Annotated in this window: 12 protein-coding genes; 5 read left to right on the top strand and 7 right to left on the bottom strand. The window is 62.0% G+C overall.

All coding sequences use genetic code 11. The annotated features are described in order from the left end of the window. Positions 1-90: 90 nt before the first annotated feature. From AADW22_RS11650 to AADW22_RS11635, 4 genes are all read left to right on the top strand, one after another. The gene (locus tag AADW22_RS11650) at positions 91-963 is read left to right on the top strand and encodes an outer membrane protein assembly factor BamD (protein ID WP_005854107.1); all 873 of its coding nucleotides are present in this window, start codon (positions 91-93) and stop codon (positions 961-963) included. Between the two features lie 38 nt (positions 964-1,001). Then, the gene (gene recN / locus AADW22_RS11645) at positions 1,002-2,663 is read left to right on the top strand and encodes a DNA repair protein RecN (RefSeq protein ID WP_407473767.1); all 1,662 of its coding nucleotides are present in this window, start codon (positions 1,002-1,004) and stop codon (positions 2,661-2,663) included. A 79-nt stretch (positions 2,664-2,742) separates the two neighbouring features. Next, entirely contained in the window at positions 2,743-4,428 is a 1,686-nt protein-coding gene (locus AADW22_RS11640; RefSeq protein WP_005854103.1) for a chloride channel protein, read from the top strand. Between the two features lie 143 nt (positions 4,429-4,571). Further along, positions 4,572-6,332, top strand: a complete 1,761-nt coding sequence (locus AADW22_RS11635) for a calcium-binding protein (RefSeq protein ID WP_407473766.1) — start codon at positions 4,572-4,574, stop codon at positions 6,330-6,332. 57 nt (positions 6,333-6,389) lie between these two features. Here the strand turns inward: AADW22_RS11635 and AADW22_RS11630 are convergent, their stop codons facing one another. The 5 genes from AADW22_RS11630 to AADW22_RS11610 all read right to left on the bottom strand — a co-directional run bounded on the left by AADW22_RS11630 (position 6,390) and on the right by AADW22_RS11610 (position 12,511). After that, a complete protein-coding gene (locus tag AADW22_RS11630; RefSeq protein WP_005854099.1) occupies positions 6,390-6,734 on the bottom strand; it encodes a DUF427 domain-containing protein in 345 nt (114 codons plus the stop codon). Positions 6,735-6,774: 40 nt separating this feature from the next. Further along, positions 6,775-8,565, bottom strand: a complete 1,791-nt coding sequence (locus AADW22_RS11625) for an aminopeptidase P family protein (RefSeq protein WP_407473765.1) — start codon at positions 8,563-8,565, stop codon at positions 6,775-6,777. A gap of 57 nt (positions 8,566-8,622) precedes the next feature. Continuing rightward, positions 8,623-10,500, bottom strand: a complete 1,878-nt coding sequence (cobT, locus tag AADW22_RS11620; RefSeq protein ID WP_037944506.1) for a cobaltochelatase subunit CobT — start codon at positions 10,498-10,500, stop codon at positions 8,623-8,625. Between the two features lie 155 nt (positions 10,501-10,655). Continuing rightward, positions 10,656-11,660, bottom strand: coding sequence for a cobaltochelatase subunit CobS (gene cobS / locus AADW22_RS11615; protein ID WP_009824910.1), 1,005 nt, complete (start codon positions 11,658-11,660; stop codon positions 10,656-10,658). Between the two features lie 224 nt (positions 11,661-11,884). Continuing rightward, a complete protein-coding gene (locus AADW22_RS11610) occupies positions 11,885-12,511 on the bottom strand; it encodes a J domain-containing protein (RefSeq protein WP_005854091.1) in 627 nt (208 codons plus the stop codon). 75 nt (positions 12,512-12,586) lie between these two features. Here AADW22_RS11610 and AADW22_RS11605 point away from each other — a divergent pair, with 75 nt between their 5' ends. Next, positions 12,587-12,844 (top strand): BolA family transcriptional regulator, encoded by a 258-nt coding sequence (locus tag AADW22_RS11605; protein WP_005854089.1) that lies wholly within the window; start codon positions 12,587-12,589, stop codon positions 12,842-12,844. Between the two features lie 21 nt (positions 12,845-12,865). Here the strand turns inward: AADW22_RS11605 and AADW22_RS11600 are convergent, their stop codons facing one another. Together AADW22_RS11600 and AADW22_RS11595 are read right to left on the bottom strand one after the other, a co-directional pair. Continuing rightward, positions 12,866-13,435: a hypothetical protein gene (locus AADW22_RS11600; RefSeq protein WP_407473764.1), complete on the bottom strand. Its 570-nt coding sequence runs from the start codon at positions 13,433-13,435 to the stop codon at positions 12,866-12,868. Between the two features lie 46 nt (positions 13,436-13,481). Then, positions 13,482-13,949 (bottom strand): thioesterase family protein, encoded by a 468-nt coding sequence (locus AADW22_RS11595; protein WP_407473763.1) that lies wholly within the window; start codon positions 13,947-13,949, stop codon positions 13,482-13,484. Between the last annotated feature and the right edge of the window lie 26 nt (positions 13,950-13,975).

The following is a 13,975-nucleotide window of genomic DNA, read 5'->3' as shown; positions in this document are numbered from 1 at the left end:
TGGTCGTTTTGTTGCGCGAAACCTTGTGCTAGTCACGGGCAAAGGCGTATCGTGAAACGTGACGCAGAGTTTAAAGCGAGGGTGAAACGCATGACGGGTACGATGTCGCGCAAGCGGGTGGTCGGTGCGGTGCTTTTGGCGGGCGTTCTTGGCGCGTGCGGTGGTGCTCAGGACACGGGTCGGACGACCAACAGCTTCTTCAACCCTCAGGAAATTCCGCTTGAAACATACTCGGCCGAGCAGATTTACGAGCGTGGCGAATTTGAACTGAACCGCAAGCGCCCTGCCGAAGCGGCTGAATATTTCTCCGAGATTGAACGCCTGTACCCCTATTCCGAATGGGCCAAGCGGGCGCTGATCATGCAGGCTTTCGCCTATCATCAGGATCAGGATTACCCCAACAGCCGCTCTGCCGCGCAGCGCTATATTGATTTCTTCCCCGATGATGATGACGCGTCCTATGCAAGCTACCTTCTCGCGCTAAGCTACTATGACCAGATCGACGAAGTTGGCCGCGACCAAGGGCTGACCTTTCAGGCGCTGCAAGCGCTGCGTCGCGTGATCGAGGATTATCCTGACAGCGAATATGCGCGGTCTTCCGTGCTGAAATTCGATCTGGCGTTTGACCATCTGGCGGGTAAGGAAATGGAAGTAGGGCGCTATTATCTGCGCCGCAAACACTATACCGCGTCGATCAACCGCTTCCGCGTCGTGGTCGAGGATTTCCAGACAACCACCCACACCGCCGAGGCGCTGCACCGTCTGGTAGAGGCGTATCTGTCGCTGGGTCTCACGGACGAGGCGCAGACCGCAGGCGCCATACTGGGGCACAACTACCAGTCCACCGAATGGTACGAGGCAAGCTATAAGCTGCTGACCGGTCAGGGGCTTGAAATGAAGTCCTTCGGCGATAACTGGTTGACCGCGATCTACCGCCAAACGATCAAGGGCGAATGGATCTGACCCAAGCGCCTTTTGACGGCCCACACGGATAGTGACCCATGCTACGCGGCCTAGATATTTCGGATATGCTGATCATCGACCGGCTGGAACTTGCGTTTCAGCCGGGTTTGAACGTTCTGACCGGCGAAACCGGGGCAGGTAAATCGATCTTGCTCGATAGTCTCGGGTTCGTGCTGGGCTGGCGCGGGCGCGCCGATCTGGTGCGTCAGGGCGCGTCACAGGGCGAGGTCACGGCGTGGTTCGATCTGCCCGAAGGCCACGCAGCCCACGCGGTGCTGGAAGAGGCGGGCCTGCCCGGCGGGAGCGAGTTGATCTTGCGCCGTATCAACGGGTCTGACGGGCGCAAAACGGCTTGGGTCAATGACCGCCGCTGCTCGGGCGAGGTGCTGCGCGCGCTGTCGGAAACGCTGGTCGAATTGCACGGCCAGCATGACGACCGCGGGTTGCTTGACCCCAAGGGCCACCGCGCCATTCTGGATGAATTTGCGGGCACCGCCCCGCTGCGCGACAAGGTACGGCAGGCGTGGTCTGCCTTGGCTGCGGCGCGCAAGGCTGCCAAACAGGCCGCCGCCGAACGCGATGCCATTGCCGCCGAAGAAGAATACCTGCGCCATGCCGTGGCAGAGCTGGACAAGCTGGGCCCGCAAGCGGGCGAGGAAGAACAGCTCGACGCGCGCCGGCGCCTGATGCAAAGCGCCGAAAAGATCCGCAGCGATGTGGTCAACGCCTACGAGATGATGGGGCAGGGCGGGGCAGAGACACAGCTGGGCGACGCCCTGCGCTGGCTCGACGGGGTGGCCCATAAAGCCGACGGCGCGCTAGAGGCTCCGATGGCCGCGCTTTCGCGTGCGATGGTCGAATTGGACGAGGCGATGGAAGGCGTGGTTGCCGCCATCGACACCATGTCGTTCAACCCGATCGAGCTGGAAGAAACCGAAGAGCGCCTCTTTGCGATCCGCGCCATGGCCCGCAAGCACGAGGTGCTGGCCGATGATCTGGCGGGCTTTGCCGAGACGTTGCGCGGCAAGCTGGACGCGCTGGACGCTGGCGAGGCCGCACAGGCGGGGCTGGAGAAAGCCGTGCGCGACGCCCAAGCCGCCTATGATGCCGCAGCCGACGCCCTGACCGATGCGCGCCGCAAGAAAGCGGGCAAGCTGGACAAGGCCGTCGCGGCAGAGCTTGCCCCGCTCAAGATGGAGCGCGCGGTTTTTGCCACGCAGATCACCGACGAAACGCCCGGACCGGAAGGCCGCGATGCGGTGTCCTTTACCGTGGCCACCAACCCCGGCGCGCCTGCGGGCCCACTGGGCAAGATCGCATCGGGCGGGGAGCTCAGCCGCTTTCTGCTCGCGCTTAAGGTCTGTCTGGCCAAGGGGCAAACCGGCCTGACGATGATCTTTGACGAAATCGACCGGGGTGTCGGCGGTGCGACAGCCGATGCGGTGGGGCGTCGTCTGGCGGCGCTGTCGCAGGGCGGGCAGGTGCTTGTTGTCACCCACTCCCCCCAGGTTGCCGCTTTGGGCGCGCATCACTGGCGCGTGTCCAAGGCCGTGTCCAAGGGCATGACCCTATCGACCGTCACGCCACTGTCAGCGCCGGAACGCGTGGACGAGGTCGCGCGGATGCTGGCAGGGGATACGATTACCGAGGCCGCACGCGCCGCCGCGCGCGAGCTTTTGGGCGAAGAATTCGCCAGCTAACGGCACAGTCTTGATTGCAGGGGTTTTAACGCAGGCGGCTCTGTCCTAGACATGGGTAAACCCTGACAGCAAAGCCGCCATGCCTTTGAAACCGCGCCCCTTTCTGAACCAGCAGTATGACACGTTGTGCAACCATGCGCGTTTGGGTTGGGATGTGTTGCGTGAAAAAGGGCCGGGCAAGGTCACCTTCTGGTTCATCGCGCTTGCAATCGGCATCTCGGCAGGCTTTGCCGCGCTATTTTTTCGTAAAGGAATCAACGCACTACAGGCGTTTCTTTACGGCACCGAAGATGTGCAGCACCTGCATAGTTTTATCGGCAGCCTTGATTGGTATTGGGTCGTTCTGATCCCCACCATCGGCGGGCTGACCGTGGGGCTGATCTTGCATAATTTCACCCGAGACGCCCGTGTGCGCAGCGTCGGCGATGTGATCCTTGGCGCGGCATTGCACGAAGGTCGGGTGGAAACACGAGCCGGTATTGCGTCGGCGCTGGCCTCGCTGATCACGCTGAGCACTGGCGGATCGTCAGGGCGAGAAGGGCCGGTGGTCCACCTTGCGGGCGTGATCTCGACCCTCGTGAGCCGCCGGATCAATGCCAGCGGTATTACCGGTCGTGACCTGTTGGGCTGCGCCGTTGCGGCGGCCGTCTCTGCCAGCTTTAATGCCCCGATCGCAGGGGCGCTTTTCGCGCTCGAGATCGTGTTGCGCCACTTTGCCGTGCACGCCTTTGCGCCCATCGTGATCGCGTCGGCCGCGGGCACTGTGATCAACCGGTTGGAATTCGGCGGCCTGACCGAATTTGCCCTGCCCACCGTGGGCGATATGTCCTTCTATGCCGAGCTGCCCGCCTTCCTGCTGCTGGGGCTGACCTGCGGTGTGGTGGCGGTCTTTCTGATGCGCGGTATTTTCTGGGCCGAGGATTTCGGTAACTTCATACAGGCCCGCAGCAAGCTGCCGCGCTACCTGCGCCCTGCCGTGGCAGGGGCAATCCTTGGCGTGATCGCGCTGTGGTTCCCGCATATCATCGGCGTCGGATACGAGACGACGACCCGCGCGCTAAGCGGTGATATGATCCTGCACGAAGCCGTTGTCTTTGCCGTGCTCAAGATCATCGCGGTGTCGATCACCCTTGGCGGGCGGATGGGCGGTGGGGTGTTTTCGCCCTCGCTGATGTTGGGGGCGCTGACGGGGCTGGCCTTCGGGTTGATCGCCACGGGCGTTTTTCCCACGATGTCGGGGGCCACGTCGCTTTATGCGCTGGCGGGCATGGGCGCGGTGGCAGCTGCCGTTCTGGGGGCGCCGATCTCTACCACCTTGATTGTATTCGAACTGACCGGAGACTGGCAGACAGGTCTGGCGGTGATGGTTGCTGTTAGCATGTCGACCGCGCTTGCCTCGCGTCTGGTGCACCGCAGCTTTTTCCTGACGCAGATGGAACGCCGTGGTATCCACCTTGCCGCCGGTCCTCAGGCCTATCTGCTGGGCATGTTCATGGTGGGCCGCATCATGCGCCGCCCCGACGACCTGCGCGCTGCGAACGAAGAAACCTGCTGGGATCTGATCGGCGAGGGTACCTATATCGACGGCACCGCCACGCTAGAGGCCGCGATGCCGATTTTCGAGCAGACCGGTGCGGCGTTTATTCCCGTGGTCACGCTCAAGCCCGAATCGCCGCCCGAACTGCTGGGCGCGCTGTTCCATGTGGATGCGCTTAAGGCCTATAACCGCGCCCTGGCCGAGACAGCGGCCGAGGAACATTCTTGATTGTCGCTGTATTCGCGACAGTAGGTGCGGCAGGGATGAACTGTCCTAAATATTGAAATGTGTCTGAAATGCGGCGGTAATTTGTCTTTCTTGCGTTCCTCGGCGTAAGCTACACTCTGGGTATAGCTTAGGGGGATTTGAACATGCTTGGATTGACTTTACTACCAGCGCTCGCGCTTTTGGGATTTGCGGGATTGATTGGCAGCGACAGCGATGACGACGATACCAACGACGACATGCAAGACGTGGCAGAGCCCGAGGTGACAGACCCGCAGATCGCCACGCAGCAGGGCACCAACGGCCCTGATCTGGTCACGGGCACGGGCGCGGATGACGACATCGACGCGTTTGGCGGTGACGACACGGTAAACGGCTTTGGCGGCGATGACACGGTGCAGGGCGGCGCGGGCAATGACCTGCTGAACCTTGGCGGTGGCGACAATCTTGGCAATGGCGAAGAGGGGCGCGATACCGTCAACGGCGGGCCGGGTGCCGACACACTGCTGGGCGGGAACGGTGCCGACAGTCTTTCAGGCTTCGGGGGCACCGATGATCTCTCTGGCGGGCAGGGCAGCGATATGCTGCGCGGTGGTCTGGGTGATGATCTGCTCAAGGGGAACAACGGCAGCGATACGCTTGATGGCGGTGCCGATAATGACACCCTGATCGGCGGTAGCGGCGACGATAGCCTTGGCGGCTTTGGCGGCGCGGATTCCCTCGTGGGCGGGCTCGGGTCCGACAATCTGGATGGCGGGGCCGATAATGATACGCTTCTGGGCGGCGGGCTGATGGACACGCTCTTTGGCGGTTCCGGCGACGACGTGCTGCGCGGTGGCACCAACAACGATCTGGTCAACGGCGGGTCCGGCGATGACGACGCCATGGGCAACTTTGGCGCGGATACCGTGCTGGGAGGGCGCGGCAATGACACGCTAAGCGGTGGCGAAGGCTTTGACTACATCGAAGGGAACGACGGCGACGACATCCTGATGGGCAACGAAGGCAACGACGGGCTCAGCGGCGGGCAGGGCAATGACACCCTGATGGGCGGGGTTGGCAACGATACGCTGAGCGGGTTGGCGGGCGATGATATGCTTGACGGGCAGGGCGGCAACGACCTGCTGAACGGCAACACCGGGAACGACACGTTGATGGGAGGCGGGTTGAACGACACGCTGAATGGCAATGGCGGCGACGATGTGATCAGCGGCGGCACCCAAAGCGATCTGATCAACGGCGGCAGTGGCAATGATGCGCTGTCTGGCGACGCAGGTGCCGATACGATCAACGCGGGCCCCGGCAATGACACGCTGTCAGGCGGCGAGGGGCCGGACAAGCTGGCGGGCAACAGGGGCGACGACCTGATTGATGGCGACGCTGGCAATGACGCGCTATTCGGCGGCATGGGCGACGACACGTTGAACGGCGGGGCGGGGAATGACTTCCTGATCTCGGGGCTGGGGACCGACAGTATTGACGGCGGTGCCGGTGACGATGTGATCCGCGCGTTCGACTTCAACCTCAACGGCAATGTGTCGGGTGATACCGATACGATGGCAGACGTCGTGCTGGGGGGCGATGGCAGTGACACCATCAGCGCCAACGACGGCGATACCGTGACAGGGGGCGAAGGGGCCGATGTGATCAATGCCATCGGCTATGATCAAGTGGGCAAGGCCCCGGTCATCGTGACCGACTTTAATCTCGCCGAAGACGGGCTGTACCTGCAGGAGACCCAAGGCTCACCCGCGCAATTTGCCCCCGGTGACGGGATGTTCGAAATCCGCGCCGCGGCCAATGGCACCGACAGTGAACTTGTCGTCAATGGCAATGTCGTGGTGATCGTGCAAAACACCAGCGCCGCCGATCTCAGCGCGGACACAAGCTGGCTGCTGAACGCATAAGAGGGGCCGCAGCCCCCCTTTGCTTCAATCGTGAATTTCCAGGGCCCTTTCGGGGCCCTAGATTTGTTCTACCGCAACCTCGGGCAATTGGTAGAAGGCCAGATGGCCCTTGATCTCGGCGACATCCTCGCTGGGGTCCTCGTAGGACCATGCCACGTTTTCCAACGTCCGGCTTTTGGTCACGACCGAGAAATAATGCGCATCGCCTTTGTGCGGGCAGTGGGTGGTCTTGTCGGTCTTGTCCAGAAACGCCATGGCGATATCCGAACGGGGGATATAGATTACCGCGTCGTGGTCGCCTTCGCGCAGCTCAAGCGCGTTACGTGTTTCGGCCAGTACCGCGCCCCCTGCGCGCACTGTCCATGTTCCGTTCGACTTCAATATCTTGATATGGTCTGCCATTGCTGACCGTCCTCCCTGAATGAACTGAAATATATCGCGCTCAAACCGGCGCTGTTGCCGCATCCAACCACAGTTTTGCAACCGGTGATAGCCGCGGCCCGATCTTTTCCGCAACGTCGCGATGATAGGCGTTCAGCCAGTCTCGCGCATCTTGGGTCAGCATCTCCGGCACAATCAGCCGCGTGTCGATGGGCGCAAAGCTCAGCGTCTCCCACGACAGCATGGCGCGATGCGCGTCCCCGCCCGGAAGATCAGGCGCAGACCGCACCACGGCAAGGTTTTCCAGCCGGATGCCAAAGGCCCCCTCGCGGTAATAGCCGGGCTCGATGCTCAGGATCATGCCTTCGGACAGGGGCACCGTGCTGAGCTTGCTCAGACGTTGCGGCCCTTCGTGCACGCTAAGATAGGCCCCGACGCCATGGCCAAGCCCGTGATCGAAATCCTGCCCCGCCATCCAGAGCGGCAAACGCCCCACAGCCTCGATATCGCGCCCGGCCAGCCCTTGGGGCCAGCGCAGACGGCTCATGGCGATCAAACCATTCAGCACACGGGTAAACGCCTCTTTCGCCTCGACCGGCGGCGTGCCGATGGCGATGGTGCGGGTGATGTCGGTGGTGCCATCCAGATATTGCCCGCCCGAATCCAGCACCAGCAGATGCCCGTCTTGCAAAATGCTATCGGTGTCCTCGGTCACGCGGTAATGCATGATCGCACCATTGGGGCCGGTGCCGGCAATGGTTTCAAAGCTGATCTCTTGCAAGGCCGGATCACGGCGGCGCGCGGTCTCCAGCTGGGTCACCACTTGCGTCTCCGTCACGCTGCCCGCAGGCTGCGCGTCCAGCCAGGCCAGCACCTCGACCAAGGCCGCCCCGTCGCGCAAATGCGCCGCGACAGAGCCTTCGATCTCCGCCGCGTTCTTGCAGGCTTTGGGCAGGGCGCAGGGGTCGTCGCCCCAGACGACCCTGTCGCCCAAAGCGTCCGAGACTGCCACAGGCACGGTGGCCTTCTCGACCAGCACGGGGCCGGACAGGTCGCCAAGAGCTTCCAAAAACGCCTCTGGCGCATGAAGGGTCACATGCGCGCCCAAATGCGCCTCAAGCCCCTCCAGCTTGGATGGGGCGACGAACGCGTCCACGTGACCCTCGCTGTGCAGCACGGCAAAGCCATGCACGACCGGATTGCGCGCAATATCGGACCCGCGGATGTTCAGCAGCCAACACAGGCTGTCGGGCAGGGTGATCACCGCCGCCCCACGGCCCTTGTCGCGCAGCCCTTCGGCCAGCCGCGCGATCTTATCGCCATGGGACTCGCCCGCATAGTCGATCGGGTGGACCTTGGCGGGGTTCATGGGCGGGGCGGGCTGGTCCTCCCAGATGCGGTCGACCAGATTATCGGTGCGGCGCAGCGTGATGCCGCTGCCGTCCAAGGCGTCCTCAAGCTGGACGATCTGCCCGGCGGCATGCAACCACGGATCAAAGCCGATCACGCCACCCTGAGGCAGCTGTGCGCGCAGCCATTCGGCCAACGAGACTTCGGGCCAGGCCACGGGCGTATAGACATCCGCTACCTGCGCCTTGACCTGCGTGCGGTAGCGCCCGTCGATGAACACGCCCGCCACATCGCGCAAAGCGGCACAGAAACCGGCCGATCCGGTGAACCCTGTGAGCCATTTCAAGCGGTCGTCACGGGGGGCAACATATTCGCCCTGATGCGCGTCAGCGCGGGGCACCAGAAACCCGTCAAGCGCCGCTGCCTGCAGCTCTTTGCGCAGCGCCGCCAGCCGTGGCGGCCCTTGTTCCGGCCGCGAGGTTACCTCGAACGATTGAAACATATCCCCACCCCATTCTTCATTTTGCTCTTAAAACTCCCCGCGGAGCGTCCCTGACCCTCAGCTTGCGCGGCGCATGCCCATGACACGGGCCCGCGCGCGGGGATCGGTATCAAACAGCGCCGCCAGCTGTTCGGTCATCGCACCGGCCAGCTGGTCGACATCGGTGATCGTAACGGCGCGGTCATAATAGCGGGTGACGTCGTGGCCGATGCCGATGGCCAGCAGTTCCACCGCTTTGCGTTTCTCGACCATGGCGATCACGTCGCGCAGGTGTTTCTCCAGATAATTCGCTGGGTTCACCGACAGGGTGCTGTCATCCACAGGCGCACCGTCGCTGATCACCATCAGGATCTTGCGCGCCTCGTGGCGGGCGATCATCCGGCGGTGCGCCCATTCCAGCGCCTCCCCGTCGATGTTCTCTTTCAGCAAGCCTTCCTTCATCATCAGACCCAGATTGGGCCGCGTACGCCGCCAGGGGGCGTCGGCGGATTTATAAATGATGTGGCGCAGGTCATTCAGACGGCCCGGCTGGACCGGGCGGCCGTCGTTCAACCAGGCCTCGCGGGCTTGGCCGCCTTTCCAGGCGCGGGTGGTAAAGCCCAGGATCTCGACCTTGACGTTGCAACGTTCCAGCGTGCGGGCCAGAACATCGGCGCAGATCGCGGCGATGGAAATCGGACGCCCGCGCATCGAGCCGGAGTTATCCAGCAGCAAGGTCACACAGGTGTCGCGGAATTCGGTGTCCTGTTCGACCTTGAACGACAGCGGGGTTGTGGGGTTGGCCACGACACGGGCCAGACGGCCGGCATCCAGTGTGCCTTCCTCTAGGTCGAATTCCCACGACCGGTTCTGCTGCGCCTGCAAGCGACGTTGCAGCTTGTTGGCCAGACGGCTGACCGCGCCTTTCAGCGGTTCAAGCTGTTGGTCCAGATAGGCGCGCAGGCGTTCAAGCTCTGCCGGTTCGGCAAGGTCTTCGGCCCCGATCACCTCGTCATGATCGGTCTGGTACACCAGATAATTCGGGTCCGCGTCCGAGGCTTGCGGCGGGGCGGGCGGCTCCATCGGGGCGTCGCCATCGGGCATCTCGGCCTCTTCGCCAAGCTCCTGATCGGCGGTGTCATCCATCGACACCTGCGCCTGAGATTCATCCTGCTGCTGCTCTTGCGATTGCTCGGGCGAGGCTTCTGCCTCGTCGTCGTCTTGATCGTCCTGACCGGTGCTATCGGGCTCTTGCTCTTCTTCGGTGCCTTCTTCCTCGGCGCTGTCTTGGTCGTCGTCGCCTTGGTCGGGGTCATCGCCCAGCTGATCGCCATAGCCCAGATCAACGATCATCTTGCGCGCAAAGCGGGCAAATGCGGCCTGATCATCCAGCGTGTCGTTCAACGTCTCGAGCGTGCCACCGGCCTGATCCTCGATATAGCCGCGCCACAGTTCCATTGCGTTGGCGGCACCGGCGGGCATGTCACGCCCCGTCGCCAGATGGCGCACCAGATAGCCTGCCGCCGTCGCCAAAGGCACGTCCGAGGGCTGCTTGGCCTGATCATAGCCCTTGCGCAGGGAGTCGTATTTGATCTTCGCGTCGATATTGCCCGCGGTGCCGGGCATGTCGCGGGCACCTACGGCTTCGCAGCGGGCGGTTTCCATCGCTTCATAAAGATCGCGGGCCATGTCACCGGCGGGCATGTATTTCGCGTGGGTCTGGCCGTTGTGATAGCGCCGGTTCAGCGCCAGCGCGTCGGCGGTGCCGCGGGCCAGCAGGACTTCTTCGCGGGTCATGCGACGGCTGACCTGAGGCAGGCGCATGGAATCCCCGCTCAGCCCCGACGGATCAACGGAATAACTGACTGTGAGGTCAGGATCGTTCGACATGACCTTGGTCGCTTCGGCCAAAGCCTTTTTGAACGCGTCGGCGGGGTTATCTGATTGTTTGCTCATGTCATTCTCCCATCCGAGTGCGGCCGACCTGCGGCTTTGGTCACCGCGGCCACACGAAACGGGGCGCTGCGGTCAGACTGTCGTCCACCGATCAAGCTGCCGGTGGACGTCTTGTTCTTCATCCCTGCCAACGCGGGCACGGGGTGGATCGTAGCTTAGCCAAGGCTCAGGCTGGCGGCGGATTCCGGTAGCTCTTCGTCGAACAGACGCTGATAGAATTCGGCCACGGTCTGGCGTTCCAGCTCGTCACATTTGTTGAGGAACGACAGGCGGAAGGCATAGCCCACGTCGCGGAAAATCTCGGCGTTCTGAGCCCAGGCAATCACGGTCCGCGGCGACATAACGGTCGAGAGTTCGCCATTCATGAAGGCGGTGCGCGTCAGGTCGGCGACGGTAACCATCTGTTTGATCGTCTTGCGGCCTTTTTCGGTGTTGTAATGCGGGTTCTTCGACAGAACGATCTGGGTTTCGGCGTCGATGCTCAGATAGTTCAACGTCGCCACCAGCGACCAACGGTCCATCTGGCCCTGGTTGATCTGCTGTGTGCCGTGGTAAAGACCCGTGGTGTCGCCCAGACCCACCGTGTTCGCGGTCGCGAAGATGCGGAAATAGGGGTGAGGTTCGATCACCTGGTTCTGGTCCAGCAGCGTCAGCTTGCCGTCGACTTCCAGCACACGCTGGATCACGAACATCACATCGGCGCGGCCAGCGTCATATTCATCAAACACGATCGCTGTGGGGTTGCGCAGGGCCCAAGGCAGGATGCCTTCCTGAAAATCCGTGACCTGCTTGCCGTCTTTCAGCTTGATCGCATCCTTGCCGATCAGGTCGATCCGGCTGATGTGGCTATCAAGGTTGACGCGGACACAGGGCCAGTTCAGCAGGCTTGCCACCTGTTCGATGTGGGTGGACTTGCCCGTCCCGTGGTAGCCCTGAACCATCACGCGGCGGTTATGGTTGAACCCCGCAAGGATCGCCATCGTGGTGTCGGGATCGAATTTATAGGTGCTGTCCAGATCGGGAACGCGGCTTGTACGTTCTTCAAAGCCATGCACCACCATGTCGGTGTCGATGCCAAAGACTTCGCGAACGGAGATCTCTTTGGTGGGTTTGGTTGTGAGGTCCAATGAGGTCTCGGCCATATTCTGTACGTCCTTCATGCTTCTGTCTTGCGCACCGCTTGCGGATCAAGGGTGGCGTCCACGGCAACATATCTTTCCTGAGCGCGAGGGAAAGGGGCAATTCGCACCTGCGGCAAAACCGCGAATCCCCGGGACACATGGAAAAGGGGCGGCGCATTTGTCTGCACCGCCCCATCCCTATGGCTTTTCTGCCCCATCACAGGCGGTTGCCGATGCCCTCGGCCCGCCGCAATGCCGCGGCGTCAGTCCTTGAAGTTGCGGCTGCCCTTCAGCTGGTCCCAGGCCCAGACGACGAGCTGCAGCTGCTCTTCTTGGCTGCGGTCCCCGCCGTTCATATCGGGGTGGAGCACCTTGATGAGCGCCTTATAGGCCTTGCGCACTTCGGGTTTGGTCCAGGTGTCCTTGGCTTCCAGAATTTCGAGCGCGCGGCGTTCCGTGGGGGGCAGGCGGCGACCTGCGGCAGGCCCTTTGCCGGGGTTCTGCGTCGCGTTCTTGCCCAGAACCTGATGCGGGTCCTCGATGCCCAAACGCGCCCAGGCCCGTGCTTCGGGGTCGCCAAGGGGCTTGGTCGTACGCTCCCAGACTTTGTCCTTGGACTGCTGGGCGTTCAATTCGGCTTCTGTGGTGCCGTCAAAGAAGTTCCACTTGAGGTTATATTCGCGCACGTGTTTCTGGCAGAACCAGAAATAATCATCCAGCACGTCCGGTGCTTTGGGCGCACGGTACTTGCCCGGTTCTTCGCAGCCTTCGTGCGAACAGACGCGTTGCGATGTCTCGGACGCACCGGACATCCCGCGACGGCCACGGGGATTTTTCTTTTTCGAAGACGACACGGACATGTCGAATCCAAAGGGATCACTTTTGGGCATGATATGGACCTTTCCGACTCAGGCCGGTCAGTTTAGACCTTGGGCTGTGAGATTGAAGGGGGGCTGAGCTAAAAAATGTCAGTGACACAAGAAATTGCCGACCGGCTGGAAGAGGCGTTTGCCCCGTCGGAATTAAGCGTCGTTGACGATAGTGAAAGCCATCGCGGCCACGGGGGCTATCGCGAGGGCGGCGAAAGTCATTTTAATGTGAAAATCCGGTCGGCCCATTTCAAGGGGCTAAACCGTGTTGCGCGGCATCGTGCCGTGCATGGCGCGCTTGGCCCCGATCTGATTGGCCGCATTCACGCGCTTGCGCTGGATCTCGACGTTTAAGCGCTGCGTTACAGTTCGCGGCTAGTCCGCCGTCTTATCCGTCTTTGCCGTTTTCGTTTCGGGGGCCGTGGTGTCTGCCTCGGTCTTCGGGGCGGTCTCTGCGGCTGTGGCGCTTGGCTTGGCAGGCGTTTTCACGGTGGTTGATTTGCGGCGCGACGCCAGCGCGTTCAGCAGGGATGGGGCCACCACGGCGGTCTTGCCGTCGTCTTTCGTTTCGCCATGCTCATCCTCGAAATAGGGCGCGTCGTCTGTGACCTCTGCTTGGGCGGTTTCAGCTTCGGGCTCGGGCGTGTCGTGCGTGTCGGGCTGCGGCGGGGGAAGCAGCTCTGTAGTGACGGCTTCGTCCTCGGGCTCGGCCTCGCGGAGGCGGCGAAACACCAGCACATTGCGCCACTCTGTCGTGCTGCCGGTCAGGCCCGCGCGTTCGATCGACGGCAGGGTCTCGGCGCGTTGATATTCCCATCCATACCCTGAAAGACCGTTCATAAGCTCTTGCAATGCATGAGAAAAACGCGCTTCGGCCCCTTTGACGTTCTTGGCTTTCAACCCTTTGGTCGGGGCGGGCACAACTTTGTATTCATAGCGTGGCATGACGGCTGGCTTTCAAATCAATACGGGGGTGGGCAACGGGATACACTCAGCGTTTCAGACCAATTTTGCGGCCCGCCTGTTCAGGATAGGGCAAGCTGGCATGGTCCGTTTTCATCGCCTCAAGCCGCGCCATGAGGTCGGCGGGTATGGGGGCCACACGGGGGCCGGACTGGTCAATGTGCAGCGTCAGCGCCTCGCCCGTGGCGGCAAGCCATCCGTCTTCGTGCCAAAGCTGCGTGAAGGAATGGAAACGTTTTTCATCAAAGTCGAGCAGTTGGAAGGTGCAATAGGTCGACGCCCCTTCGTGCAGCTCGCGCAGATAGCAGATGTGGAATTCAGCGACATAGGTGGTGTGGCCTGTCTTCTGATACTCTGGTCCGAACCCGATCTGGTGATAGGCATCATCGACGGCGTTATCCATAAGTACCGAATAATAGGCCATGTTCAGGTGACCGTTAAAGTCGATCCATTCGGGCTGAACGATGCGCGGCGATGACCGGAAGGGCGTGTCCATAAATGACCTTTCACAGGATGTCGGAG

The sequence above is a fragment of the Sulfitobacter sp. PM12 genome (genome assembly GCF_045586035.1).
GTDB lineage: Bacteria > Pseudomonadota > Alphaproteobacteria > Rhodobacterales > Rhodobacteraceae > Sulfitobacter > Sulfitobacter pontiacus.
The sequence above is the reverse complement of the archived record's forward strand: the minus strand, read 5'-3'. Positions and strand labels throughout refer to the sequence as shown.

Coding starts and splice junctions, on each gene's coding strand:
- AADW22_RS11640 (WP_005854103.1), top strand. CDS start 2,743: ATGCCTTTGAAACCGCGCCCCTTTCTGAACCAGCAGTATGACACGTTG.
- AADW22_RS11635 (WP_407473766.1), top strand. CDS start 4,572: ATGCTTGGATTGACTTTACTACCAGCGCTCGCGCTTTTGGGATTTGCG.
- AADW22_RS11600 (WP_407473764.1), bottom strand. CDS start 13,435: ATGCCACGCTATGAATACAAAGTTGTGCCCGCCCCGACCAAAGGGTTG.
- AADW22_RS11595 (WP_407473763.1), bottom strand. CDS start 13,949: ATGGACACGCCCTTCCGGTCATCGCCGCGCATCGTTCAGCCCGAATGG.
- cobT (WP_037944506.1), bottom strand. CDS start 10,500: ATGAGCAAACAATCAGATAACCCCGCCGACGCGTTCAAAAAGGCTTTG.
- AADW22_RS11610 (WP_005854091.1), bottom strand. CDS start 12,511: ATGCCCAAAAGTGATCCCTTTGGATTCGACATGTCCGTGTCGTCTTCG.
- AADW22_RS11605 (WP_005854089.1), top strand. CDS start 12,587: ATGTCAGTGACACAAGAAATTGCCGACCGGCTGGAAGAGGCGTTTGCC.
- AADW22_RS11625 (WP_407473765.1), bottom strand. CDS start 8,565: ATGTTTCAATCGTTCGAGGTAACCTCGCGGCCGGAACAAGGGCCGCCA.
- AADW22_RS11630 (WP_005854099.1), bottom strand. CDS start 6,734: ATGGCAGACCATATCAAGATATTGAAGTCGAACGGAACATGGACAGTG.
- cobS (WP_009824910.1), bottom strand. CDS start 11,660: ATGAAGGACGTACAGAATATGGCCGAGACCTCATTGGACCTCACAACC.
- AADW22_RS11650 (WP_005854107.1), top strand. CDS start 91: ATGACGGGTACGATGTCGCGCAAGCGGGTGGTCGGTGCGGTGCTTTTG.
- recN (WP_407473767.1), top strand. CDS start 1,002: ATGCTACGCGGCCTAGATATTTCGGATATGCTGATCATCGACCGGCTG.